Source organism: Treponema sp. B152 (genome assembly GCF_024181665.1).
GTDB classification, from domain to species: domain Bacteria; phylum Spirochaetota; class Spirochaetia; order Treponematales; family Treponemataceae; genus Treponema_B; species Treponema_B denticola.
In genome coordinates, this window is sequence record NZ_CP058668.1 from 287,639 (window position 1) to 311,112 (window position 23,474).

20 protein-coding genes are annotated in these 23,474 nt (G+C 38.1%); 9 read left to right on the forward strand and 11 right to left on the reverse strand.

What is annotated here, in order from left to right; all coding sequences use genetic code 11:
• Positions 1-36: 36 nt before the first annotated feature.
• Together HYB91_RS01210 and HYB91_RS01215 are read right to left on the reverse strand one after the other, a co-directional pair.
• The gene (locus HYB91_RS01210) at positions 37-1,854 is read right to left on the reverse strand and encodes an ABC transporter ATP-binding protein (protein WP_002675977.1); all 1,818 of its coding nucleotides are present in this window, start codon (positions 1,852-1,854) and stop codon (positions 37-39) included.
• Positions 1,841-3,667 (reverse strand): ABC transporter ATP-binding protein, encoded by a 1,827-nt coding sequence (locus HYB91_RS01215; RefSeq protein WP_002675975.1) that lies wholly within the window; start codon positions 3,665-3,667, stop codon positions 1,841-1,843. The genes HYB91_RS01210 and HYB91_RS01215 overlap by 14 nt, the downstream gene beginning before the upstream one ends.
• Positions 3,668-4,017: 350 nt before the next feature.
• Between HYB91_RS01215 and HYB91_RS01220 the strand changes: the two genes are divergently transcribed.
• The 9 genes from HYB91_RS01220 to HYB91_RS01255 all read left to right on the forward strand — a co-directional run bounded on the left by HYB91_RS01220 (position 4,018) and on the right by HYB91_RS01255 (position 12,774).
• A complete protein-coding gene (locus HYB91_RS01220) occupies positions 4,018-5,298 on the forward strand; it encodes an aspartyl protease family protein (protein WP_002675974.1) in 1,281 nt (426 codons plus the stop codon).
• Positions 5,299-5,366: 68 nt separating this feature from the next.
• Positions 5,367-6,977, forward strand: a complete 1,611-nt coding sequence (locus HYB91_RS01225) for an ATP-binding protein (protein ID WP_002675973.1) — start codon at positions 5,367-5,369, stop codon at positions 6,975-6,977.
• 133 nt (positions 6,978-7,110) lie between these two features.
• Positions 7,111-7,941 (forward strand): Mrp/NBP35 family ATP-binding protein, encoded by an 831-nt coding sequence (locus HYB91_RS01230; protein WP_002673799.1) that lies wholly within the window; start codon positions 7,111-7,113, stop codon positions 7,939-7,941.
• A 20-nt stretch (positions 7,942-7,961) separates the two neighbouring features.
• Positions 7,962-9,347: a DNA repair protein RadA gene (gene radA, locus HYB91_RS01235; RefSeq protein WP_002675972.1), complete on the forward strand. Its 1,386-nt coding sequence runs from the start codon at positions 7,962-7,964 to the stop codon at positions 9,345-9,347.
• A 223-nt stretch (positions 9,348-9,570) separates the two neighbouring features.
• Entirely contained in the window at positions 9,571-9,831 is a 261-nt protein-coding gene (locus HYB91_RS01240; protein WP_044901942.1) for a type II toxin-antitoxin system RelB/DinJ family antitoxin, read from the forward strand.
• Positions 9,828-9,959: a hypothetical protein gene (locus HYB91_RS12950; protein ID WP_256488885.1), complete on the forward strand. Its 132-nt coding sequence runs from the start codon at positions 9,828-9,830 to the stop codon at positions 9,957-9,959. Before HYB91_RS01240 ends, HYB91_RS12950 begins: the two co-directional genes overlap by 4 nt.
• 33 nt (positions 9,960-9,992) lie before the next feature.
• Positions 9,993-10,409 carry a hypothetical protein gene (locus HYB91_RS01245; RefSeq protein ID WP_253719574.1) on the forward strand — a complete coding sequence of 139 codons (417 nt, stop codon included), beginning with the start codon at positions 9,993-9,995 and terminating at the stop codon, positions 10,407-10,409.
• A gap of 131 nt (positions 10,410-10,540) precedes the next feature.
• Positions 10,541-11,692, forward strand: a complete 1,152-nt coding sequence (locus HYB91_RS01250; RefSeq protein ID WP_002675970.1) for a formylglycine-generating enzyme family protein — start codon at positions 10,541-10,543, stop codon at positions 11,690-11,692.
• Positions 11,693-12,096: 404 nt separating this feature from the next.
• Entirely contained in the window at positions 12,097-12,774 is a 678-nt protein-coding gene (locus HYB91_RS01255) for a metallophosphoesterase family protein (RefSeq protein ID WP_002675968.1), read from the forward strand.
• Here HYB91_RS01255 and rsmG read toward each other — a convergent pair.
• From rsmG to tsaD, 9 genes are all read right to left on the reverse strand, one after another.
• On the reverse strand, positions 12,771-13,508 hold the full coding sequence (gene rsmG, locus HYB91_RS01260) for a 16S rRNA (guanine(527)-N(7))-methyltransferase RsmG (protein WP_002675967.1): 738 nt from the start codon (positions 13,506-13,508) through the stop codon (positions 12,771-12,773). The genes HYB91_RS01255 and rsmG overlap by 4 nt on opposite strands.
• A gap of 17 nt (positions 13,509-13,525) precedes the next feature.
• Positions 13,526-14,899, reverse strand: a complete 1,374-nt coding sequence (locus HYB91_RS01265; protein WP_002675966.1) for an aldehyde dehydrogenase — start codon at positions 14,897-14,899, stop codon at positions 13,526-13,528.
• A 68-nt stretch (positions 14,900-14,967) separates the two neighbouring features.
• Positions 14,968-16,635: a thiol reductant ABC exporter subunit CydC gene (gene cydC / locus HYB91_RS01270; RefSeq protein WP_002675965.1), complete on the reverse strand. Its 1,668-nt coding sequence runs from the start codon at positions 16,633-16,635 to the stop codon at positions 14,968-14,970.
• Position 16,636: 1 nt separating this feature from the next.
• Entirely contained in the window at positions 16,637-18,370 is a 1,734-nt protein-coding gene (locus HYB91_RS01275) for an ABC transporter ATP-binding protein (RefSeq protein WP_002675963.1), read from the reverse strand.
• A gap of 109 nt (positions 18,371-18,479) precedes the next feature.
• A complete protein-coding gene (locus tag HYB91_RS01280) occupies positions 18,480-19,364 on the reverse strand; it encodes a helix-turn-helix transcriptional regulator (RefSeq protein WP_002675962.1) in 885 nt (294 codons plus the stop codon).
• 146 nt (positions 19,365-19,510) lie between these two features.
• Positions 19,511-20,878: a TDE2508 family outer membrane beta-barrel protein gene (locus tag HYB91_RS01285; protein WP_002675961.1), complete on the reverse strand. Its 1,368-nt coding sequence runs from the start codon at positions 20,876-20,878 to the stop codon at positions 19,511-19,513.
• Positions 20,879-20,975: 97 nt separating this feature from the next.
• Complete coding sequence (locus HYB91_RS01290) at positions 20,976-21,971, reverse strand: radical SAM protein (protein WP_002675960.1); 996 nt, start codon at positions 21,969-21,971, stop codon at positions 20,976-20,978.
• 39 nt (positions 21,972-22,010) lie between these two features.
• A complete protein-coding gene (locus tag HYB91_RS01295) occupies positions 22,011-22,427 on the reverse strand; it encodes a hypothetical protein (protein ID WP_002675959.1) in 417 nt (138 codons plus the stop codon).
• Between the two features lie 30 nt (positions 22,428-22,457).
• Positions 22,458-23,474 carry a tRNA (adenosine(37)-N6)-threonylcarbamoyltransferase complex transferase subunit TsaD gene (gene tsaD, locus HYB91_RS01300; protein WP_002675958.1) on the reverse strand — a complete coding sequence of 339 codons (1,017 nt, stop codon included), beginning with the start codon at positions 23,472-23,474 and terminating at the stop codon, positions 22,458-22,460.

Below are 23,474 nucleotides of genomic sequence, written 5' to 3' on the forward strand. Positions count from 1 at the left end.
TTATAATAGAGGATATGTAAATAGTCAACTGGAAATTTAAGAACTTTTGTCCTCTTGATAGTATTTTGCTTGTGCATTCCAAAGTTCATAGTACTTGCCGTTTATATCGGAAACGAGCTCGTTATGATTTCCGTATTGAACAAGACTGCCTTCATCCATAACGGCAATTTTATCGCAGAATTTACAAGATGAAAGCCGGTGCGAAATATAGATTGCAGTATTTTTTGAAGTTATATTATCAAAATGAGAATAAATCTCTGCTTCCGAAATAGGGTCGAGGGCTGCCGTCGGTTCATCCAAAATAAAGATTTTGCCTCCATGATAAATTGCGCGTGCCATTGCAATTTTTTGAGCTTCTCCGCCGGAGGCTTCAATTCCGCCTATGTCAAAGTTTTGATATAGATAGGCTTCGGCTCCATGCTTTTTATAAAAAGCTTCCATGCCCGTTTTTGAAAGAGCATCGGCAACCTTTTTTTCGTCATAAGAACTTGATGCGGAAACATTCTCTCCTAATTTAAGCGACAGTAATTTAAAGTCTTGAAATACAACCGAGAATGTATCTATGTACTCATCATAATCATATTCTTTTATGTTTATTCCGTTTAAAAGTATTTCACCCTCTGTCGGCTCGTAGAGCCTTACAAGCAATTTGATAAGAGTGGTTTTTCCCGATCCGTTTTTACCTACCATTGCAAGTTTTTGGCTTGAATCTATTTTTAGGTTTATATTTTTAAGGGCATATTTATCCCGATCGGGATATTTAAAACTTATATTTTTTAATTCAAACACAATGGGTTCGTCTTTTTTTATGGAAAGTTTTCCTGAGTATTTTTTTTCGTCTATGTCGAGGAAGTTTAATAATTTTTTACGGGATTTATCTGAAGCAACAAGAGTAGTTAATCCGTCCATAGCTTCAGATACTTGAGCCGAAAAAACATTTATAGCTCCTATGAAAAAAAAGACTTCACTCAAGGCAATGGAACCGTAAACGGCTTTTAAACCTACAAATAAAAAAACTAAAAGCAAAAGAGAGCCTTCGAGGAGTTTAGCTGACCCTATAGTACGGGAAAAAAACTTTGCCATAAAATCATGAGTGCTTTTTTGCATTGCAAGATAGGTGCCTGTGTATTTTTCAGCTAAGGCCTTATCATATAATCTAATGTCTTTTCCCGTCCTATAATCATAAATTAAATTCATATAAGATTTTATATAACGGGCACTTTTTTTGACTTCTCCCGAAATATGGTCTCCGAATTTTTTATAAATATATTTTGCCAAATAAAAAGAAATTATATTAAAGGCTATCAAAAGAATTAAAAAGGCTGAATTTATAAATGCTCCTGAAAGCCCCATAAATCCTTGGGAATTAAAAAGACCTATAAAAAAATATAGGGCGATACCTGCTCCTATAAATCCCCCTACAGAGGTTCCGGTTTTTCTCATAAAATCGCCGTGAGAAAAAACTATAAAACGTTCAAATTGTTTGATTGAATTTAAATCGTTTTGAAATTCGTTTTGTTCGGTAAGTTCAAAATTTAATCTTAATATTTTAAGAGCTTTTTCCATAGTATGCTTTTTAGAAAAACATTTTAAATGGTACATAAAGCGTTTTTCCAATATTCCTGAAATTATCGATAAAAGCATAAATGCCGTTAAAAGAATAAGGGTCGATCTTAAAACTTCACTCAACAAACTTTGCGATGTTACCGCTTCAATGATGATCTTGGATAAATAGAGGAGGCATAAAGGCCGTATGGCCTCTATTATATTAAAAAAGATGCTGCTCCACATTGACCCTTTCTCTATTTTTTCAAAATAAAAAAACATTCTAAAAAATCTTTTAAGCCTCTTCATTTTCATCTCCTTTATTTTCTTTATAATACTTACTTTGAACATCATACATTTTTCTATATGTTTTATTTTGATTCATAAGCTCATTATGAGTGCCTTCTTCTATTATTTTTCCGTGTTCCAGTAAAATAATCCTGTCACAAAATTTTGTAGATGCGAGTCTGTGCGAAATAAAAATAGAAGTTTTTTCTTTACTCATTGCATCATACTCTTCATATATTTTACTTTCCGCAATCGGGTCAAGGGCTGCCGTCGGTTCATCCAGAATATTTATTTTTGCATTTTTATAAAGAGCTCTGGCGAGCAGCATCCTTTGATTTTGTCCTCCCGATAAATCGATTGCTTCATCATTGCTTTCTTTTACTAAAATAGTTTGGCTGCCATTCGGGAGATTTGAAACCATTTCATTTAAACCGCTCGAATTAATTGCATCTTTTAATTTTTCTTCATTTATATTTTCCGTTCCGGCAATATTGGCTGCAAAAGTTTCCGGAAAAATATTTATATCTTGAAATACCGGAGAAAACAAATTATAGTATTCCGTCTTTTTAAAGTCCGTGCTGTTTTTTCCGTCAATTAAAACGGAGCCCTCGGTGGGGTCTAAAAGTCCCATTAAAAGGTGCATAAGAGTCGTTTTTCCCGCTCCGTTGATACCTACAAGAGCTAACTTTTCTCCTGCATCAATTTTTAAATTAAAGTCTTTAAAAATCCATGCTGCGTTTTCCGAATATCTAAAGGAAAGATTTTTAAATTCGATTGAAGGTTTTTCGCCCGTATCATTTACGGTAAGCTCTCCGCCTGTTTTTTCATCGGGAGTGTTCAAAAAGATTCTTATTTGACTTAATTCACTGTTAAATATAATGAGGTTACTTATCTGAAGAACAATAGCGTCCATCCATTTTGAGAATTCCATGACTAAGCCGATAAGAAAAACAAATTGAGAAACGGCGATGGTTCCGGCGTTTAATTGATAAATTAAGTAAATGTAAGCAAAAACATCTCTTATAAAAATCATTAAGGCATTTAGAATTTTTCCTCCTGCTTGTACATTCGATTCTGCCCTCAAAAATTTTTTTACTCGTCCGTGATAGTGTTCAAAGTTTTCGATCAGCCAATCTTTCATCTTATAAAGGCGGATGTCTTTTGCAAAGCGTCTGTCTTCCGCAGTTGTAAGGATGTAGCCTTCTTTTTTTTCATCATCACCGCGTTCTTCCATGTTTTTTTGTGTGTATTTTCCCGTATAGATTCCGTACAGTAAATTTACAGTTCCTGAAGCCAAGACGATAAATAGAAGAATTAAGTCGATGCTTATAATACCCGAACTGAAGAAAAAAGCTCCTGCAATTGCGGTTAAAAGAAAGGATAAATTGAGCCCGAAAAAATGAAAGGGGCCGCCCGAGCTTCCCGTCATGACTATGTTTTTTACCTTGGTTATTTTTGTTTGCACCTCAGGAGAAATAAGGGTTTGATAGTTAAGCTCAAACATTTTTTTATTTACAGGTACCGAATAAATATGGAATAGAGGGCGGGAGCCTAGAGCCATCAACTTTGTTTCAAGTACCTGTATGATAATTTTACAGGCCGTTATCAAAATCCCTGCCGTCAATATGGAAAGTAAAATCGGCTTAGCTTCCGTTCCGGTTTCAATACCCAATATAATGGTTTTCGGGATAAGAATTGTTTGATAAATCATAAAAATACGGATAGGTACCGAAATAAGCATAAAGAAAATACCTGCCGGGAAGGTTTTTAACCAAACTCCTAAATAATAGAAGATATTGTTAAAAAGGTTTAATTTTGTATCGCTTTTTTCCATAATTCCCTCTCTAAAGTTAAGGTTTATTTTAGACAATGCAAGCGGCATTGTCTAAAAACACTGCGAGTTTGCCTTGCGGGCAAACTTCGCTTTATTGTATGCTGTTTCTCACTTTGTTGCGAAACGGCGGAAAATAAGCAATGCTCAGAAACTGATGTTTCTTCCGCTTGCTTATTTTAATAGGAAGATTTAAATATGTAAGTTTATTCTAACATATGATTAAAAATCGGTCAAGGGTAAAATTTGAAATTTGAAAAAAATCTGATTTTTTTTTGTATGAATTACTGTAGTAGTATTGATAAGTGCGGCTATTTCGGTTAAAATAAAAATAGCTTTTATGGGAGTTTAAAATGAAACAAAATCAATGTAAATTAATTAAGATGTTAAGTGCTTTCTTAATATTTTTTTGTTTTTTCGGCGGCATATTTGCACAGAATGAAGCTGAATGTGAAAAAGCCGTCCAAGCGCTTGCAGAAGCTTGTAACGAAAAATCCGTAACAAATGTGCTGCCTTATTTGGCAGAAGATTTTTCAATTGCAGGACAGAGCGGTAATAGGGCAAAAGCAATTTTGCAGCAATTATTGGCCGGAGTGGGGACGGTAATTTCCTATGAAAAAACAGAAAGCCTTATGGAAGACGGAAAACTTATTTTAAAATACTCAATTGAATATTCTCAAGTAGGAAAAAAAGAGTCCGTATTTATTTTCAATAAGGATAATTTAATTGTCGAAGCTGAACTTATGAAAATAAAAGTAAAAACTTTGTCTTCGGAAGAGCGAACTATAGAGTACAATACAAATAAAATCACTTCCATTCCTTTTATATTTGCAGGAAATCTGCCGTTGGTAGACGTATTGCTTGAAGGTAAAAGCAGATTGTTTTTATTAGACAGCGGTGCTCCTTTTTCCATTTTAAATTCAAAGTACATTGAAGGATTAAACACGGACACAAAAAAACTTGGTAGTTTTCAGGATGTCAGCGGTAATGTTTCAAGTCCGAATATGGATATAACAAACGTAAAAGAATTGGAATTCGCCGGTAGTAAAATAAAAAATCAAAAAATAGTAGTTCTTGATATGACTCGTCTTGAACAGAGTTTAAAAACGGACGGCATATACGGATTAATAGGCTATGATATGTTAAAAGAATATGATGTCTTTTTAGATTATCAAAAAAAGCGGTTGACACTTATAAGACCGGATTCGTATGATAGTTTTATAAAAGCTAATACATTAAAAGTAGATTCAAAAATTCCGTGTAAAATGGCAGGTCATATTCCGGCTATTGAAGTATCGATTGGAAACAAAATCTATAAATTGGGGCTCGATACCGGAGCTGAATTCAATTTACTCGACAGCTTTTATTTTAATGAATTAGAACCGTCCTTAACAAACAAAGAAAAAACCGAACTGAGCGGGGCAGGCGGAATTAAACAGGAAATATATCAAGCGGAATTAAAAACAATGAAGATAGGCGGTAAAACATATAAAAATGTAAAAACAGTATTTTCCGATATTTCTCATTTACGAAAAAAGCCCGATAGTTATGACGGACTTTTAGGCTATCCGTTTTTCTCCGCCCAACCGACTCTTATAAGCTATAGACGGGGAGAAATTATTTTGTTTAAATAAACAAAACTTTGTTTAGACAAAACTTTGTTTAGATTGCCAATTTCTTTTTTTTCTGCTATACTATTCTTATGAGTACAATTAGAAAAATGCCCATAGGCGTTCAAAGTTTTGAAGATTTACGTTCAAAAGGTTTTATCTATATTGATAAAACGGAATTCATATGGCAATTGGTTGACAGCAGTAAGGTTCACTTTTTAAGCCGTCCGCGCCGCTTTGGGAAAAGCCTTTTGCTTTCCACTCTAAAAGCCTACTTCCTTGGTCAAAAAGAACTCTTCAAAGGTTTAGCGATTGAGAAATTTGAAGAAGCCGAAAAAGGAAAACGTGAAATCTGGCAAGAGTATCCGGTCTTCTATTTGGATTTTAATGCCGAAAGTTATATGGATATAAAGAGCCTTGAAACCGTTTTAAATACTCATCTTTCTTTATGGGAAAAAGAATATGGAACGGAAGCTGCAGAGACCACTTTTGCGAGCCGCTTTGCAGGTCTTATCCGCCGCTCTTATGAAAAAACCGGTAAGCAGGCTGTTATTCTTATCGATGAGTACGATAAGCCTCTACTTCAAACTATGTGGAAGGATGAAGCCTTAAATGAAACCTACCGCACAATTCTTAAAGGTTTTTTTGGAGTTATAAAAAGTGCAGACCAATACCTCCGCTTTGCCTTTTTAACCGGAGTTACGAAGTTCAGCAAGGTAAGCATATTCAGCGATTTAAACAACTTACGGGATTTAAGCCTATTGTCGGATTACTCAGGAATCTGCGGTATCTCGCAAGAAGAACTTGAAGCCGATTTTAACCCTGAGATTGAAGCCCTCGCAGAAAATAATAGCTTGACTTATGAAGATGCTCTTGCAAAATTAAAACAAAGATATGACGGCTACCTTTTTGCAAGAAAGGGAAAGGCAATGTATAATCCTTTCAGCCTTTTAAATGTTTTTGCTTCCCGAGAATTTTCAAGCTATTGGTTTGCAACCGGCACACCGACATTCTTGGTCGAATACTTAAAAAAGGCTTATTACAATATTCCCGACCTTGACGGAAATGTAAAGATGAATGAGACAGGTTTAGAATCCTACCGAGCAGATGCAATAAATCCCTTGCCCATTCTTTTTCAATCGGGGTATCTGACAATTAAAGATTATAATGATTTTTCAAGATTGTACCGCTTGGGCTTTCCGAATGACGAAGTGCGTTACGGATTTTTGGATAATTTGCTTCCGGCTTACACTTCAATAAGAACCGATAAAACTGGACTTTCGATTTGGGAATTTTACGAGCAAATTGAAGCCGGAGATGTAGACGGCTTTATGCAAAAGATGAAGGGAATAATTTCAGGAATACCCTACGACAATTTAACCGAAAAAGATTTAGCCTTACGTGAACAAAATTATCAGACAGCGGTTTATCTTGTGTTTGCCCTTATGAATCAGTTTGTGCATACTGAAGTTCATTGTGCAACCGGACGGGCTGACTGCATTGTAGAATTTCAAGATAAGGTTTATATCTTTGAATTTAAGCTTACCTCAAATGAAACGGCGGAAAATGCCTTAAAACAAATCAAAGAAAAAGGCTATGCCGACAAGTATTCAGGCAGCGGTAAAAAAATTATAGCAATCGGTTCAAGTTTTGACGAAGAAAAAAGGACTATCAAAGATTGGAAAACCTCGGCTATAGTTTAAATGAAGTAATGCCTTAATATCCAATTTTTAGTTCAACGTTTTACGCCTACTTGAAGTCTTTTTAAATTGAATGTATAGTAATTATTAATATATTGAGTATGTTTTCCAATAAATTTTTATTTTGAGAGAGAGTATGAGCCAAACTTGTAATCATGAATGTGAAAGTTGTAATTTAGCCTGTAATGAACGAACTGCTGCACCGAACAGTTTTATAGAGAGCCCGAATAAACTCAGCAGCATTAAAAAAGTTATCGCAATTATAAGCGGTAAGGGCGGAGTAGGAAAATCTCTTATTACTTCTTTATCTGCGGTACAATCCCAGAAAAAAGGGTATCAATGTGCTATCCTTGATGCCGATATTACAGGGCCGTCTATTCCCAAAGCTTTCGGAATATCCGAAACTGTTGTAGGAAATGATTCTGGTATTTTTCCTGCAAAGACTAAAACCGGAATTGATATTATGTCGGTTAATTTGCTTCTTGAAAACGAAACCGATCCTGTCATATGGAGGGGGCCTGTAATTGCCGGTACCGTAAAACAATTTTGGACGGATGTTATTTGGAAAGATATTGATTTTATGTTTATCGATATGCCTCCCGGAACCGGTGATGTGCCTCTTACCGTTTTCCAATCCATACCGGTAGACGGTATTATTGTGGCGACTTCTCCTCAGGAACTTGTTTCAATGATAGTTGCCAAGGCTGTCAATATGGCAAAAAAAATGAACATACCAATAATCGGTTTGGTTGAAAACTTTTCGTACTTTACTTGTCCCGATAACGGAAAAGATTATCATATTTTCGGAGAAAGCGGCATTGATGAAATAGCTTTAGAGTACGGTATTCCGGTTCTTGCAAAACTTCCTATTGATCCTGAAATTGCGAAGGCTTGCGATAAAGGCAAAATAGAAAACATTGATGCACCATGGTTCAATCCTATTGTTGAATGTATTGCAAAACTTTAATTTAAAAAACAGGAAAGCATATGGCAAAAAAGAAAACAGGAGACCTTGCACACCGCTGCAGCAAATGCGGTTACACTCAAGCCCGATGGCTCGGCCGATGTCCCGAATGCGGCGAATGGAATACTTTTGAAGAGGTTACAATCAATCAAGATTATTCCGCAGCCGAAAGGAGCATTGCAGAAAAATTTGTAAAAGAAGCTCATTCCGTTCCTCTTGATGCTATTGAAGCAAATGATGCCGTCCGCCTTTCTACGGGGATTGCGGAATTTGACAGGGTGCTGGGCGGAGGTGCCGTAAAGCGTTCGGCAATTTTGATCGGAGGAGAGCCGGGCATAGGAAAATCGACACTGCTCTTACAAGCCGCTTCGGCCTCTTCTTCCGGTTCCGTAAAAAAAGTTCTGTATGTTTCGGGAGAAGAATCGGGCGGGCAAATCCGTTCCCGAGCCGACAGGCTGAATCTTCCTTTAAAAAATATTGAGCTTTTATGTACTTGCAGGTTGGAAGATGTAGAGAGAGTTTTAAACAAGGTAAATCCAGTTTTTGTCATAATTGATTCCATTCAAACTATGTATTCCGCAGATGCCGGTGCCGTTCCGGGAACTATAAATCAGTTAAAGCTATGTGCTCACGAGCTTGTATCTTGGGTTAAAGAGAGGGATAGCGTTTTGTTTTTAACTGCCCATGTAACAAAGGACGGAAACATAGCGGGCCCTAAGGTCCTCGAACACCTTGTGGACACGGTCATTTCCTTTGAGAGAACAGAAGACGATGTGCGTTTTTTGCGTGCCCTAAAAAACCGGTTCGGCTCGGTTGACGAGCTTGGAATTTTCTCGATGGATGAAAGCGGGTTAAAAGCCATAGATGACCCGTCTTCATTATTTATTACCAATCGGACAGGGCCTCTGCCTGCGGGTTCCGCTGCCGTTCCCGTCTGTGAGGGGAGCCGTGTTTTTATGGTAGAAATACAGGCCCTTACGGTTCCTGCCAAGGGTGCGGTTACAAGAGTTTTTTCGGACAAGATAGATTCCGCCCGCGTCAGCCGCATCGCCGCCGTTTTGGAAAAAAGAATAGGCTTACAATTTTCGGATCAAGATATTTATGTAAATGTTGCAGGAGGCATAAGGCTTAAAGAACCCGCCGCCGACCTCGCCATAGCACTTGCTCTTTATTCCGCCCGTGCAAATATTCCTGCACAAAAAGAAGGAGCCTACATTGGCGAGTTAAGCCTCGCAGGAGAAATCCGAAGCGTCAAAAAATTAAAGCAAAGAATCAAAACCGCCCAAAGCATGGGCTTTACAAAAGTCGTGTCGCCTCCTCCTTCCGATTCCGAAGCCGGAGACATAAACATCTCACAGCTTTTTAAGGCAGAAGATTTAAGCTCGGCAATTAAAAAGGTGTTTGGGTAAATTTATGCGTGAACAAAATTTATCTTAATCTTGTTTCTTTAGATTTTGTTGATTGGTTCATGATTTGGTATTGTAATTGGGTTGATCCATAATTATATATGCTTGTATATTTGATGTCAATATAAAATTTTACATTGACAGAGGAAATGCAATGGCATGTCGAATCGAAAAAGTTGACATTGCCAATATATTTATTTATAATATACAAAAAGGAGTTACTACTATGGCACAGACAAACATAAATATCCGTATAGATGAGGACTTAAAAAACCAGTTTGAAGCTTTTTGTTCCGATATTGGAATGACAATGACAACAGCATTTTGTGTGTTTGCAAAAGCGGCGGTTAGGAAACAAAAAATACCGTTTGAAATATCAACAGATCCATTCTACAGTGAAAGTAACATGGCTCACTTACGCCGCGGAATTGAAGCTCTGAACGCCGGAAAATGGGTAGAACATGAGCTTATCGAGGCGGGCGAATGAAAAAAATATCTATAGATGAATTTATTTACCGAATTAAAAGGCTGTCCCATTTGGGGACAGCCGACAGTTCATTCGGCCCTTGTGTTATCGGTTATTTTAAATTGGTTTTGAACCATTCAAACGGTTGATATTTGTGTAGAAACGTGTTACACTGTATAGTAATGATAGATAAATGTATCGATAGCAGTTACAATCATTCTCACCAAAAAAGTGCAAAAAGTTTTGCAAAACTACTTGACATAAGACCGCACGTCGGTCAGAATTCACAGCTTCACAGCTTCACAGCTTCACAGCTTCACAGCTTCACAGCTTCACAGCTTCACAGCTTCACAGCTTCACAGCTTCACAGCTTCACAGCTTCACAGCTTCACAGCTTCACAGCTTCACAGCTTCACAGCTTCACAGCTTCACAGCTGAGGGTAAGCTGTGCCCAAATAAAATTACATACGCAACAGTACAAATCTTCTCAGCCAATAATACGCACGGAACGGGATTACCGTTTTTGTGCGTTTTTTATAGCATGTCTTACTGGATTGGGACTAATTCAATCCAAAAAACAGAATACCCCGAAGCCTTGAATTCGACGGGTTCTTAGGGCAGAGCCCTAAGCAGCGCGGGAGAGAGAGGGGTGGAGAGAGAACCCTGCTCTGACTTGAAAAGCCCGTAAGGGAACGAGGTGCTCTCTCCCCCTAAAGTAAGGAGGTTGTTTATGAAAATAAACGAGAAGAAGGCAAAAGCCTTCACAGTCAAGGGAGCCGCGGTGCTCATTATAGCCGCAACTTTGGCAGCCGTGCTGCTTTTTACCGGCTGCAAACAATCAACGGACAACTCCGGCGGAGAAACGCCTGCACCCCCTGAAATCGGATACGAGTTTGTAGCAATTCCCGAGGCAACCATTGTAGGCGTTGACCCTGACTACACCTTACCCGGAACTGAAGCTTATTGGAAAGGTGTATTTGTTAAAAACCGCACGGTAAAATTAAGCGCCTACAAGCTCGGCAAGACAGAGGTAACGTACAAACTTTGGAAAGAAGTATACGACTGGGCTATAGAACCTGAAAATGGGTATACATTTGCCAATCAGGGAAAAAAAGGCAGTCATAACAGCGGAGACGCAGAGAAGCAGCCTGTAACTGAAGTAAGCTGGCGGGACTGCATAGTATGGTGCAATGCGTATACGGAAAAAGAAAAAGGAATAGATGCATGCGTATACCGCAAAAGCAAAACAGATCCTGCGGTATTAAAAGACGCAACGGATGGGGCTGCTTGCAATGCCGCCTATGCCGATATGAGTAAAAAAGGCTTTAGACTTCCTACGGAAGCCGAGTGGGAATATGCTGCCCGCTGGCAGGGAAGTGTAGAAACAAATGCAGCACAATACGGCGATGTATGGCTGACCAAACTAAACAGTGCAAGCGGAGCGAAAAAGCCCATAGGCTTTTCAGGTCTTGCTTTACCCGCAGGAGAAACTTGGGAAACTTTACGGGATGAACTTACAAGAGTTGCCGTGTATTATAAATGGTGGAACGGAACCGATTGGGCAGATCAAACCCCTGCTACAACTAAGACGGCTGCGGTAAAAAGTAAAGATCCGAATGCTCTTGGCTTATATGACATGTCAGGAAATGTCTGGGAATGGTGTTTTGATTGGCATAATGATAACCCTGCATTAAGCGATGATGCTTATGAGCAAGGCGGTATTGTTACCGATCCTCAAGGTGCCGCGTCGGGTACTAAACGTGTTGAACGCGGCAGCAGTTGGCTCCTCAACGCGTACGTCTGCACTGTAGGCCCGCGGCACTACTTCAGTCCTGACGGCAGGAGCAACGGTCTTGGCTTCCGTCTGGCTTGGCGCCCTTGAGTTTACACATTTTGCCGGAGAGGTACTCAAAATCGGACATCCGTGTCCGATTTTGAGTTTCGAGTTTTGCCTCACGGCAAAACATCGCAAGAATAGAACCACCGCCGTCCATGGCGGTAAAGCGGTGAAACCGAACAGGCAAAATGTGTTGTTGGTTGCAGTACATTTTTCATTTAGAGTTTTGCTTGACAGCAAAACTCTAAAAGTCGGAAACACCGACATCCTATATAGCTGATTGCATACTAAACCGTCCTTTCCTTCCCATATACCATTTCCCCAAAATAATGTATAATGGGTCTAGCCTAAAAATCTAATTCGATTTTTAGGCTAGACCGTCGAGTTTTTCATAAGTCTTAAAGACTTATGAAAAACATCGCAAACAGATTTGGGAGGGTTTAATACTTATGAAATTATTGATTATTTCGGATGGGCATGGGGATCTTGAAAAACTAAAAAGGATAAAACCTGTTGCCGATGGGGTTGATGTCCTTATTTTCGGAGGGGACTTTGCTGCTTTTAAAAAGATTGAAACGGGGGCTCCTTTTTTAAACGAGCTTTTAAAGATTCATAAAAATATTTTTGCCGTGTTGGGGAATTGCGATGCTCCTGAGTTTGAAAAAAAATTAAAAGATGCCGGTGTTTCGATTACGGGCGAGGTAAAAAATTTTGAAGGGCTTATCTTTGCAGGTTCAGGGGGCGGAAGCAAATTTACAGGTACTACGCCCTACGAAAGAACCGATGAAGAGCTTGTAAAAGATTTAACCGATGCCTTTGAAAAAGCAAATATTACCGAAGCCGGTAACTTGGTTTTGGTTTGTCATAATCCTCCGCATGGGGCTAAGGTCGATAAGGTGGCTCCCATGGTACATGTGGGATCAAAGGGTATCACTGCCTTTATCGAAAAGCATAAGCCGCTTTTGGTTGTGTCGGGGCATATTCACGAGTCCTTTGCGGTAGATAAAATCGGCGAAACCGTTTTGGTAAATCCCGGTGCCCTGATGGAAGGCCGCTACGCTCTTGCCGAGCTTACAAAAAACGAAAAGGGCTTTGAAGTTTCGGTAGAATTAAAAACCTTGGATTAAGGCTTTTCGATTATAAGAAGGTGCCTCTCTTTTTTTAAAAAGGGAACATCAAGTTTTTCTATTTTATAGTTTAGGCCTTCTTTTTTGATAAGCTCCGTCTCTTCGTTTATTTTTTCTTTTGCGGCCTTGTATAAAAATAATTTACCCTTAGGTCTTGCAAGATTTAAAAGAGTTTGTAGAATGTGCTTATCCAAGGTGCGGAAGGCTCTGTAGGTTACAATGTCAAATTTATTTTGAGGGGCTTTTTCGGCTTCGCTTTCGATAATCTCGGTGTTATTTAATTGGAGAACAGCCTTGATGTTTTCTAAAAATGTGCATCGCTTTTGCATTCTTTCGATTAAAGAAAGTTTTACATCTAAATTGCCTAAAGAAATAAAGAGAGCTGCAAGGGGGATTCCGGGAAAGCCTGCTCCGGTTCCGGCATCGGCAATGTAAAAGGGCTCTTTTTTGATGAGGGTTTCATTATCATTTTTGCTTTCGGTATTTTTGATTTCATTATAAAAAAAACGCCAAGCCGAAAGGGAATCTAAAACATGGGAGACGATTAATTCTTCATCGTCCTTGACCTTTACCAAATTAAATGAGGCGTTAAACATTTTAAGTTCCCGCATATAAATGTTTAAAAGTTTAGAGAGCTTATTATGAGCCTTTTCGTTTATGCCTAATTCTTTTAAGCCCTTTAGTAGAATACCATTTGATAAAAGGTCCTTTGATAAAAGTTTATCGGTGTCCATTTCTTAAAGTCCATTTCCTACATCATCTTGTTTATTATGTTTAATTTTTTTTCGGAATAAGGATGATAGCGGAGCTTGATGTCGATGAGGTTTGATTTTTTTAGGATGCTTTTTGCATTACTGAAAACTTTAAAGCTTTCGTCTCCGTGGTATTTTCCTATGCCGCTAAAGCCGACTCCTCCGAAGGGAAGGTAATCGCTTGCCAAGTGGACTATCGTATCGTTGATACAGCCGCCCCCGAAAGAAACTTCATTTAAGAATTTCTTTTCTATATTTGAGTCGGTTGTAAAAAGATAAGAGGCTAGGGGCTTTTCGCGGGATTTAATCAGTTTAATTGCTTCCTCTATTGTCTTAAAACTTATTACGGGAAGAATTGGCCCGAAAATTTCCTCCTGCATTATTTTGGAATCAAAGGTAATATTATCCAGAACTGTGGGCTCAATAAATTTTCTGCCTTTTTCTCCTTTGCCGCCCGTGATTATTTTTTCTCCTTCAATTAAACCCATGAGGCGGTCAAAATGTTTTTCGTTTACGATGTGGGGAAGGTGCATGTCCAAATAGGTTTCCGTGGGGAAAAATTCTTTTAAAGCTTCTTTTAATTCTTCGATAAATTTTTCTTTTACCTCATCTTGAATTAAAATATAATCGGGAGCTACGCAGGTTTGTCCGGCGTTAAGGTATTTTCCGAAAGCTATTCGGCGGGCTGCAACTTTTAAGTTTGCAGATTTTTCAACTACGCAGGGAGATTTTCCGCCGAGCTCCAAGGTTACGGGGGTTACATATTTGGCAGCTGCTTCCATTACGAGCTTGCCGACAGTTGTTCCGCCCGTAAAAAAGATGTAGTCAAAGCGCTGCTCCAAAAGTTTTGAGTTTTCTTCCCGGCCTCCGGTAATTACCGATATATATTCCGGCGGAAAGTTTTCGGAGATTATTTTTTTTATAACCTCCGATGTTGCAGGCGAATAATTTGAGGGTTTTACAACGGCACAATTTCCTGCAGCAATGGCGCCTACCAAGGGAGCGAGGGTTAAATTTAAAGGATAGTTCCACGGCGACATGATGAGCACGGTGCCGAAGGGCTCATACATTATTTTGCTTGAGCTTTTAAAATGGGCAATCGAGGTCGGAACCCTTTTAGGTTTAATCCATTTTTTTAGGTGCTTGATTGCAAATTTAAGTTCTCCGCGTACGATAGCAAATTCCGAAAAGAAGCCTTCCATTTCGGTTTTGTGTAAGTCGGAATAAAGAGCATTTAAAAGTTCTTTTTTGTTTTGGTTTAAGACTTCCTGTAATTTTAATAATTGAGAAATCCTAAACTCATAGCTTTTTGTTTTATTTGTTTCAAAAAAAATCCTGCAATTTTTTACGATTGTTTCTATATCTTGATTCATTATGTGCTCCGGCAATGTTTCGTCGAAGTATTATACATATAAACCGAATAAAATTCAAGGCTAAAATTTTAAACTATTTTTCCGTTTTCGATTTTTATAACCCTGTCCGTCTCTTTTATTGTAGAAAGACGATGGGCAATCGTTATTATGGTTTTATTTTTGCGGATATTATTTAGGGCTTGCCGGAAGAGTGCTTCGCTTTCACTATCCAAATTGGAAACGGCTTCATCCATCAGCAATATGGGAGAATTTTTTAAGACGGCACGTGCTATAGCAATTCTTTGTTTTTCTCCGCCTGAGAGCTGAACACCCCGCTCACCGACATTGGTATCGTAGCCTTGTTCCAGCCTTTTAATAAAGCCGTCAGCCATCGCAACCTTAGCAGCTTGTTTAATTTCTTCATCGCTTGCATCGGGACAGGCAAGAGAAATGTTTTCTTTTATGGTTTTGTTAAAAAGATAAACATCCTGCGGTACATAGGCGATTATATCCCTCAGGGAATTTTGGTGTATGTCTTTTATGTTTTTTCCGTCAATATAAATTGCTCCGCTGTCAGGTTCGTAAAAGCGCATAAGCAAATTCGCTATTGTAGATTTTCCCGCTCCCGATTCACCCGTAAGGGCAATGCTTTCACCGGCCTTAACCGTAAAATTAACTCCGTGTAAAACTTCGGTACCTTTTTCGTAAGAAAATTTTACGTCTTTAAATTCTATGTTTCCCTTAACCGAAGATTTGTTTTGCGGAATATATGGAACCCTGTCTTTAACGGCCGGTTCTTCTTCTAATATATCCAAAATTCTTTTTGCCGCTCCATTTGAAATATTCATAGCTCCTGCCGTAACCGAAACGCTCATTATAGGCACAAAGGCAAAAAGAGAAAATATTATAACAACCGAAACCATTTCAGGTTTTAACGAGCCTGCAATTACTTCCGAATGAGCAAGTAATATTGTTGAAATTAAAACGGCGGAGGTAATTAAGTTTATTACTAAACTGTGTAAGCCCTTAAATCTCCCGTCCCGTATTTCTTTTTTATTTAAGCGTAAGGTGTCGGCGGCAACCTTTTCAATGTATTTTTTTTCTTTGCCGAAAATTAAAATCTCACGTAAACCTTGAACCGTATCTACAGCTTCGGCATTTACCTCAGCCAAACCGTCGCGTATCTCTTCTCCGATTTTTTTTGTAATAGGATTAAAAAAATACGGAACGGCTGCAACAAGAATACAGGCGGCAAAAACGGCTGCACTTATTTTAAATGAAAGAAAACTTAATGCAGTAAGATAAAGAACAGTGCAGACAAATGCAATTATGTAAGAGCCTGCGGTATGAGCATAAAAAACTTCAGTGGCTTCAACATCTTCGACAAACACAGAGGTAATACTTCCGCTTCTTTTTTTGCCTGTGGATTGCGGTGCCGTTTTGGAAATCGAATCATATAAAAGGTTTCTTATTTTTTCGATTACACCGTATGAGACCAAATGACATTCGTACATTTCCAAAAAAGCAAAAAGTCCTTTGCCGATAATAAAAATAATCAGCGGTATAAAAAGATAAAGTATTTTTCCTGTGCTCATTTTAAACAGAGCCGCTGAAGCTATATATGCGCCCGTTAAAACGGTGAGTAAAGCAAAAACACTGTTAAATATTCCGTAAATAATCGAAATGATAAATTCTTTTTTATAAAAGCTTATGTATTTAGACATTTTAATAAGCGGTTTATATTTTTCTTTAAACATATTAGTTTTCTCCTTGTTGTGCTTCTACAAGCTTTTTGTAGTATCCGTCTTTTAAAATAAGTTCTTTGTGAGAGCCTTCTTCTACGATTTCTCCTCTGAGCAAAACCAGAATTCTATCACTGTTTTCAATTGTATTTAAGCGATGCGCAATCGTAATGCTTGTTCTGTTTCTTAACAAGTGATTAAGACTTTGTTTAATTTCATTTTCATTTTCGGTATCCACGCTGGAAGTAGCTTCATCAAGAACTACAATCGGGGAGTTTTTTAAAACGGCTCTCGCAATTGCAATTCTCTGTCTTTGCCCTCCCGAAAAGTTAAGACCTCTTTCTCCGACTTTTGTATTGTAACCTTCCGGTAAACTTTGAATAAAGGAATGAATGTTTGCAGCCTTACATGCATCTATAAGCTTCTCCTCATCTGCATCTTCATTTGCATGTAAAAGATTTTCTTTTATTGTTCCGTTAAACAAATAAGTTTCTTGCGAAACTACCGTAATTAAACTGCGCAAAGATTTTAATGTTAAGTCTTTTATATCGGTACCGTTGATATAAATGCTTCCGCTTGTAGGCTCATAAAACCTTAACAATAAATTTACAATGGTAGTTTTTCCGCTTCCCGATTCTCCTGCAACTGCAAGTTTTTCATTTTTTGCAACAGTGAAATTTAAATTCTTAAAAACCGTATTCTTTTTTTCGCTGTAAGCGAATTCAATATTTTTATATTTTATTTCAAAACCATCGGCCGATTTTATGTCAATGGTTTTAGTCCCCTCATCTTTTATTTTTTCTTCTTCATCAAGTAAGGCAAAAATTCCGCCCATAGAGGTTATGCCCATAAAACCTTGATGAAAGTATGCCGCCAATTCGTTTGCTGGTCTAAAAACTTCGTTGGTCATAAAAAGCAAAATAAGTAATGAGGATGCGGGAATTATATGCACAGAAGTTAATAGTGCTGCTACGGCAAGGGTAAAACTTGTACCGATACCGGAAGCAAAATTGGAAATACCTATTTCGGCTAGGTTTACTTTTAAGTTGTGCATAGTTTCAGAAAAAAGTGTTCTCATTTTTTCTTTTAATAATTTTCCGAGCCTTTCTTGTGCATTATACGTCTTTGCCGTTGTAATTCCTTGAATGCCGTCTAAAATTTCTGCAGTTAAATTTCTATAAGCCGTCCAATGTGCATTGGAAGATTCCGATAGTATCTTCCCGAAAGCAACGGGAGAAATCAATACGGCGATTAAGGCTGCAGTCGATATTATGCCTAAAACATAATGCAGCGAAAAAACATAAATGAGCATTGCACCGCATGCAATTACACATACAAGTATTTGCGGAATGTATAGCGTTAAATAGCCTTCTAAATAATCTACTCCGCTTACCATTGTTGAGCCTAATTTACCTGTTCTTTCATCATCTAAAAATGCAGGTCCCAGTTTTAACAGTTTATCGTAAATGCGGCGCCTTAAAATGTTTTTTACCTTGCCGATAATTTTTTTGCCGTAAACTGAATTGTAATATATTAAAATAAGGCGGGATGCTATGATTGCCGATATGTATAAGATACTTTGTATTACCACGGATAATTCTTCTTTGGAATAAAGTTGTCCCACTATTTTCCCCAACAAGACAGCTTGAGCTACATAAGTTCCCGATACGGCAACACCCAATAGGGCTTTAAACAAAATGCTGCATTTAATACCTTTTGTCAATTCGATAACTCTTCTGTTAAGCATCATAATTGTTTATCTCCACTTTCGTTTTATAAAGTTAGTATTAGCTAACTATACTGAATTATGATAAATTTTTCTACTCTATTTTAATTGAAAATAATCCAAAATGATATTTTTATTTAGTTATTGTAGGTTTTTCTCCATTTCTGTATTGGATTGGGCTGATGCCGTAAACGGATTTAAATGCATCAGAAAATTTACTTGCATTTAAGTATCCGCAATTTATAGCTATATCGGTAATTTTTCTATCGGTAGAGGAAATATAAAATGCTGCAATTTTTAATCGATATTTTTTTAAATATGAGTAAGGGTTTTCTCCGTAAATTTGCTTAAATAATTTTTGAAAAATAGTGTAGCTTAAATCTTCATTTTTAACCATCTTTTTAAAAGATATATTTTTATCTATATTATTAACGGCATATTCATGAATTTTTTTTACCTTATTGATGTGATAACCCGAATAAAATTCTTCTTTTCGGTATTCTTCCGTATTGATTACACTTAAAAGATATAGAATTTCGAATAATTTAATTTGAAAGTACTCTATATGTTTCAAGCTTTGTTTTTCATACAGTGTATTCATTATATAAGAGATCTCGGAATTAATTTTTATTTTATACCATCCGTCCTGCAAATCTAAATTTTTGCATATTTTTTCAACATCTATATTAAATAATTGTGCAGTATTTTTGAAATTCGAATTTATTTTATCAAGAAAGAATAGTATACTTATACCCTTATAAAACTTCAACGGAAAAAAGCTTTTTGATAATGCAACTTTTTCATAATTTATAGCTGTTTCTTTTTCTCCTAAATACGAAAAAGTTTGATTTTCAAATTTACCTTCCAGAAGCCCTTGAAAGCAGTAATCGATTCTAAAAACATTCCTAGGTTCTCCTTTTAAGCTATATGATTTCTCGGTATAAGTGTCGTATATTTCCAGATGTATCCCCTCATATAACTTTATTATAATGGTATCGTCTTTTGTTTTTTCTTTCATATAAAATAAGTTTAATATTTTCTATTCAGCTTGTCTAGTCTTTTTTGTAAGTTTAGCTTAACTTCAAATTTACAAAAAAACCTGCTAATGCTGTGTAAACATTAACAGGTTTTATCTAAAGTAGATTTTAATAGTATAAATTTTGATTAGAATTTAACCGATAGAGCAAATTTTATATTGTGGACAACGAGCTGGTTTACAGTATTCCAAAAATTGGTACCGGCACCTTCGCTTAGGTTTGTACTAAAGGTATCCATCAAATTATTGATGATATTCCAGTTTGCATCAAAGATTACATTCTCGGTTATAAGCCAAGTAAATCCCGAATCTGCACTGAACTTTCCGTCATTAGTATTGAATGTAAGAATGTTTCCTTTAGCGGTGTTTGTAACATTACCTGATGCATCGCGCGTTTCTGTCTTTTCAAAGGCCCAGTTAACTGATGGAACATTAAATCCTAAGCCGAAGTTAAGCTTAAACTTCGATACGGGGGCATAGACAAAAGCCGCCTTTAATTCAGGCTGTAGGCTTAATGTTGTTTTATATGTTCTGGCTGCATTATATGCTTTCGTATCGCCTCCGCTTGAGACAACTGTGCGAGTATAATTATAATCGTTCTCAAAGTCAAATCCTATTCCTAAACCGGCCTCGGCTTTAAAGGCAAATTTACCTTCCGGTTCATAGGCAATCCGGTACTTAGGGGTAAGTCGAAGTATATCCTTTAGTTCACCATATTTATAGTCTGTGGTTGTTACGCCTCCTACTACATTTACCTCTCTTTTTGTAGGCCATATACCCCATTTGGTGTCCAAATCGGCCAGAACTGTCTGGGTTATGCCGTCTTTTGATGAAAAATCATGGGAAAATCCGGCATTTATAACAAGGTTGTATTTACTTTTATCTTCGAATTTTGTAAGCTTACTATCCACCTTGGTCGTCTTCTTACCGACATCAGATTCAAGTCCCAACTTTGCAGAAATCTTAAAGAGCTTATTATTTGAGTTTAAATTTATACCTGCAATTAAATTAAAATCCAGGTTAAAGAGATTATCGGTTTGCTTTGTCTTTGTGGCCTCTGTCCATTCAGTCTTCTTGTTTTGGTCAGGCTTATAAGACACATCCGTCATAATACCGATGTTCCCGAATCCGAAAAGCAGTTTGCCGTTAGATTTAGAGGCTGTGCCTGCAGGTATATAAGTCGTAATATTGCCGTTCGCTTCTTTCTTTTTTTCCCAGCCGTTTAATTGACCCTCAAAGTAGGTACCTAAATAGAATGGTTTAAACTGGTGGGCAAGACCTAGGTTTATTGAGCCTTTACCGGTCTTTCCGTAGCCTAAAAATCCGAAGATATTTTTAGGCTGTACATTTTGCCATTCATTTACATTCATAAAATCGTCAACATCAGTACCGAAAAGGTTTTGAGTACTATATGATGTCATCGATATTTGGGCAAAAACCAATGATGCAGTCATTAAAAGAACTGCAAAAATAAATAATTTCTTTTGTATTTTCATGATATCTCCTTTTTAAAATCTACTATAGCCGATTATCCTGTAAAACTCCGAATTTGTCAATATGAGTCCGCCGCTTTTTAGGTAAATTTACGATAATTTAAGAAATTTGCTTCCAATGCCACAAAGGTTTTGAAAGTTTCGATGAAAAGGTTTGTACCCGGTTAAAATCGGGAAGCCAGTCATCGGAGGCGACAAGCTCTTGGTAAAAGCCCTCATCTATTTTTAAGCTTGAAAGGAGGTCTTTTAAGGTTTCGTCTTCCTTTAGGTTTAGCATCCGGTTTTCAAAAAGAGAATAGTTTTTTATGCCGGACGTTCTTTTAACCGGTGTGTACTGGGTCATCACCGAAATAAGAGCCCTGCCTCTTAAGTTTTTTGCAAACCATCTTAGAACAGCCTTCGAGTCCGCAATGCGGGAGGGGAGGGCAAGGTGGCGGACTATGACGCCTGAGTAAAGTTTTCCTAAAGGATATTTTTTTTTATTCTCCATACAGATTTTTAAGGGAGAAAGGCCGGCCATTTTTAGGATTGCCCTTGTTGCCGTTTCGGGATAATCGGGTGCGTAAAAAACTTGAGAAGAAATTTGCGGGTTTAAGGTTTTTAAGTCGGGAAGCCAGCCGTCAACACAGTCCGAAAGGAGGCTTATAGCTTCTTCGGTTTCATAGGCAGAAGAATTCCAGACAACAGGAATTTTTAAGCCTCGGCCTTTTGCTTCTTTTAGGACGAGGGCTATTGCAGGGATTGCATGGCTGCCTGTAACGATGTTTATGTTTTCGGCCCCTTCTTTTTCGAGTACAAAACACAAGTTTACGAATTCTTCAAGGCTTACAGCCCTTCCCATGCCTTCTTGGGATATCTGATAGTTTTGGCAAAAGGAACAGCGAAGGTTGCAGCCCGTAACAAAGATTGTGCCCGAGCCTCCGGCTCCCGTGATTGGAGGCTCTTCCCCGAAGTGGAGGCCTGCCCATGCAAGGCGTAAATCTCTTGTTTCGCGGCAAAAGCCTTTTTCGCCCTTGTTGCGGTTTACCTTGCAATTTTTCGGGCATAGAGTGCATGAGTCGTATTCTTTAAAACTAAAATCTTCAAAAGAAAGCATTTATTAGCCGTCCATTGGGCTGTTTTTTTACGGATTTTCTTATATTTTTTTGCGCTCGACAATTACCGTCATTATCGAATTTAAAAGGTCCATGTCCAAACTTTCAGCCTCGGAAGAAATAATTAGATTTATCTGCTCCCAGTCTTGTTGCGGAAAGTCCATGTCTTTTTCAAAATTGCCTGCAATAAGAGAAAATATTTGATAGAACCATTCGACCGCATCTTCTTTTTTTTGTCTGCCCTCCGAATAGGCCGAAAGCCAATAGTCGGCAAAATCGTTTGCCAAAACTTGGGCCTGCTTATCGTAAAGCGAAACCGCTTTGCAAAAGATTTCCGTCAGGCGGGCGTCAAAGGCTGCTGTGTCTCCGTCCTTATTTAGCTTTTCTGCAAGTTGGTTTGCATGCGACTTTTCTACAAGCCGGCTTGCATCCGAATAAAATTTTTCCATCGTATCCATAATATTTTCCTTAATTTGCCGGCAGCATTATTAATGCCTGCCTTTTTTGCTGAAGCCTTCAACTCGGGCGGAGGCTTCGACTGTAAAGGGCGTTCTGTCTCCGCGTTTTAGGTAATGATAACCGAGGCCTGCAATCATCGCCGCATTATCCGTACAGAATTTAAGCGAGGGGAAGATGCACTTTAATTCTTTGTGCTCTGCAAGTTTTTCCCTCAACAAAGAATTGGCCGCAACTCCTCCGCCTGCTACTATCGTTTTTAAGCCCGTATCTATCGAAGCATCCAAAAGGGGCCTAAGCAAAATTTTTACCGCCCTTATCTGGAATGCGGCTGCAATGTTCTCGGGTGTTTTTTCAAAGTCCTTATTCCAAAACTGGTCTATCTGATTTATGACGGCGGTTTTTAATCCCGAATAGGAAACATCGTACTTATGCCCTTCTTTGTGGATTATAGGCATGGGGAAGTTGGCCGCCTTGGGATTTCCGTTTTTGGCGAGTTTGTCGATTACGGCTCCTCCCGGATATCCCAGATTATAAAACTTGGCAACCTTGTCAAAGGCTTCCCCCGGAGCATCGTCGATTGTGGTACCTAGGACTTCGATGTCATCAAAGTTATTTACCTTGCAGATAATCGAGTGCCCGCCTGAAACTAAAAGCCCCAAATATGGGTAGGGGATATCATTTTCCAGATGGCTTGCATATAGATGTCCCAGCATGTGATTTACGGCAATAAAGGGTTTATTTGAAGACCATGCAAGGGTTTTTGCAAAGGTAAGCCCTACTAAAAGGGAACCCATGAGTCCCGGCCTTCCTGTGGCGGCTATGCCGTCTATTTCTTCGAGGCTCAGATCGGCTTCGGCTAAAGCTTGTTTAACAACGGGCAAAATCCATTCGGTATGTTTTCGGCTTGCTATTTCGGGAACGACGCCGTTATACATTTTGTGGAACGGAATTTGTGTTGCAACAATATTGCTTAAAATTTTATTTCCGTCCTCGACGACTGCCGCCGCAGTTTCATCGCAAGAACTTTCTATTCCTAATATCTTCAT

Bases quoted from the DNA above. Each gene is read 5' to 3' on its own strand.
- cydC (WP_002675965.1), bottom strand. From the start codon at position 16,635: ATGTTTAAAGAAAAATATAAACCGCTTATTAAAATGTCTAAATACATA.
- radA (WP_002675972.1), top strand. From the start codon at position 7,962: ATGGCAAAAAAGAAAACAGGAGACCTTGCACACCGCTGCAGCAAATGC.
- HYB91_RS01250 (WP_002675970.1), top strand. From the start codon at position 10,541: ATGAAAATAAACGAGAAGAAGGCAAAAGCCTTCACAGTCAAGGGAGCC.
- HYB91_RS01245 (WP_253719574.1), top strand. From the start codon at position 9,993: ATGATAGATAAATGTATCGATAGCAGTTACAATCATTCTCACCAAAAA.
- HYB91_RS01255 (WP_002675968.1), top strand. From the start codon at position 12,097: ATGAAATTATTGATTATTTCGGATGGGCATGGGGATCTTGAAAAACTA.
- HYB91_RS01265 (WP_002675966.1), bottom strand. From the start codon at position 14,899: ATGAATCAAGATATAGAAACAATCGTAAAAAATTGCAGGATTTTTTTT.
- tsaD (WP_002675958.1), bottom strand. From the start codon at position 23,474: ATGAAGATATTAGGAATAGAAAGTTCTTGCGATGAAACTGCGGCGGCA.
- rsmG (WP_002675967.1), bottom strand. From the start codon at position 13,508: ATGGACACCGATAAACTTTTATCAAAGGACCTTTTATCAAATGGTATT.
- HYB91_RS01210 (WP_002675977.1), bottom strand. From the start codon at position 1,854: ATGAAGAGGCTTAAAAGATTTTTTAGAATGTTTTTTTATTTTGAAAAA.
- HYB91_RS01280 (WP_002675962.1), bottom strand. From the start codon at position 19,364: ATGAAAGAAAAAACAAAAGACGATACCATTATAATAAAGTTATATGAG.
- HYB91_RS01230 (WP_002673799.1), top strand. From the start codon at position 7,111: ATGAGCCAAACTTGTAATCATGAATGTGAAAGTTGTAATTTAGCCTGT.
- HYB91_RS01290 (WP_002675960.1), bottom strand. From the start codon at position 21,971: ATGCTTTCTTTTGAAGATTTTAGTTTTAAAGAATACGACTCATGCACT.
- HYB91_RS01285 (WP_002675961.1), bottom strand. From the start codon at position 20,878: ATGAAAATACAAAAGAAATTATTTATTTTTGCAGTTCTTTTAATGACT.
- HYB91_RS12950 (WP_256488885.1), top strand. From the start codon at position 9,828: ATGAAAAAAATATCTATAGATGAATTTATTTACCGAATTAAAAGGCTG.
- HYB91_RS01225 (WP_002675973.1), top strand. From the start codon at position 5,367: ATGAGTACAATTAGAAAAATGCCCATAGGCGTTCAAAGTTTTGAAGAT.
- HYB91_RS01275 (WP_002675963.1), bottom strand. From the start codon at position 18,370: ATGATGCTTAACAGAAGAGTTATCGAATTGACAAAAGGTATTAAATGC.
- HYB91_RS01220 (WP_002675974.1), top strand. From the start codon at position 4,018: ATGAAACAAAATCAATGTAAATTAATTAAGATGTTAAGTGCTTTCTTA.
- HYB91_RS01240 (WP_044901942.1), top strand. From the start codon at position 9,571: ATGGCACAGACAAACATAAATATCCGTATAGATGAGGACTTAAAAAAC.
- HYB91_RS01215 (WP_002675975.1), bottom strand. From the start codon at position 3,667: ATGGAAAAAAGCGATACAAAATTAAACCTTTTTAACAATATCTTCTAT.
- HYB91_RS01295 (WP_002675959.1), bottom strand. From the start codon at position 22,427: ATGGATACGATGGAAAAATTTTATTCGGATGCAAGCCGGCTTGTAGAA.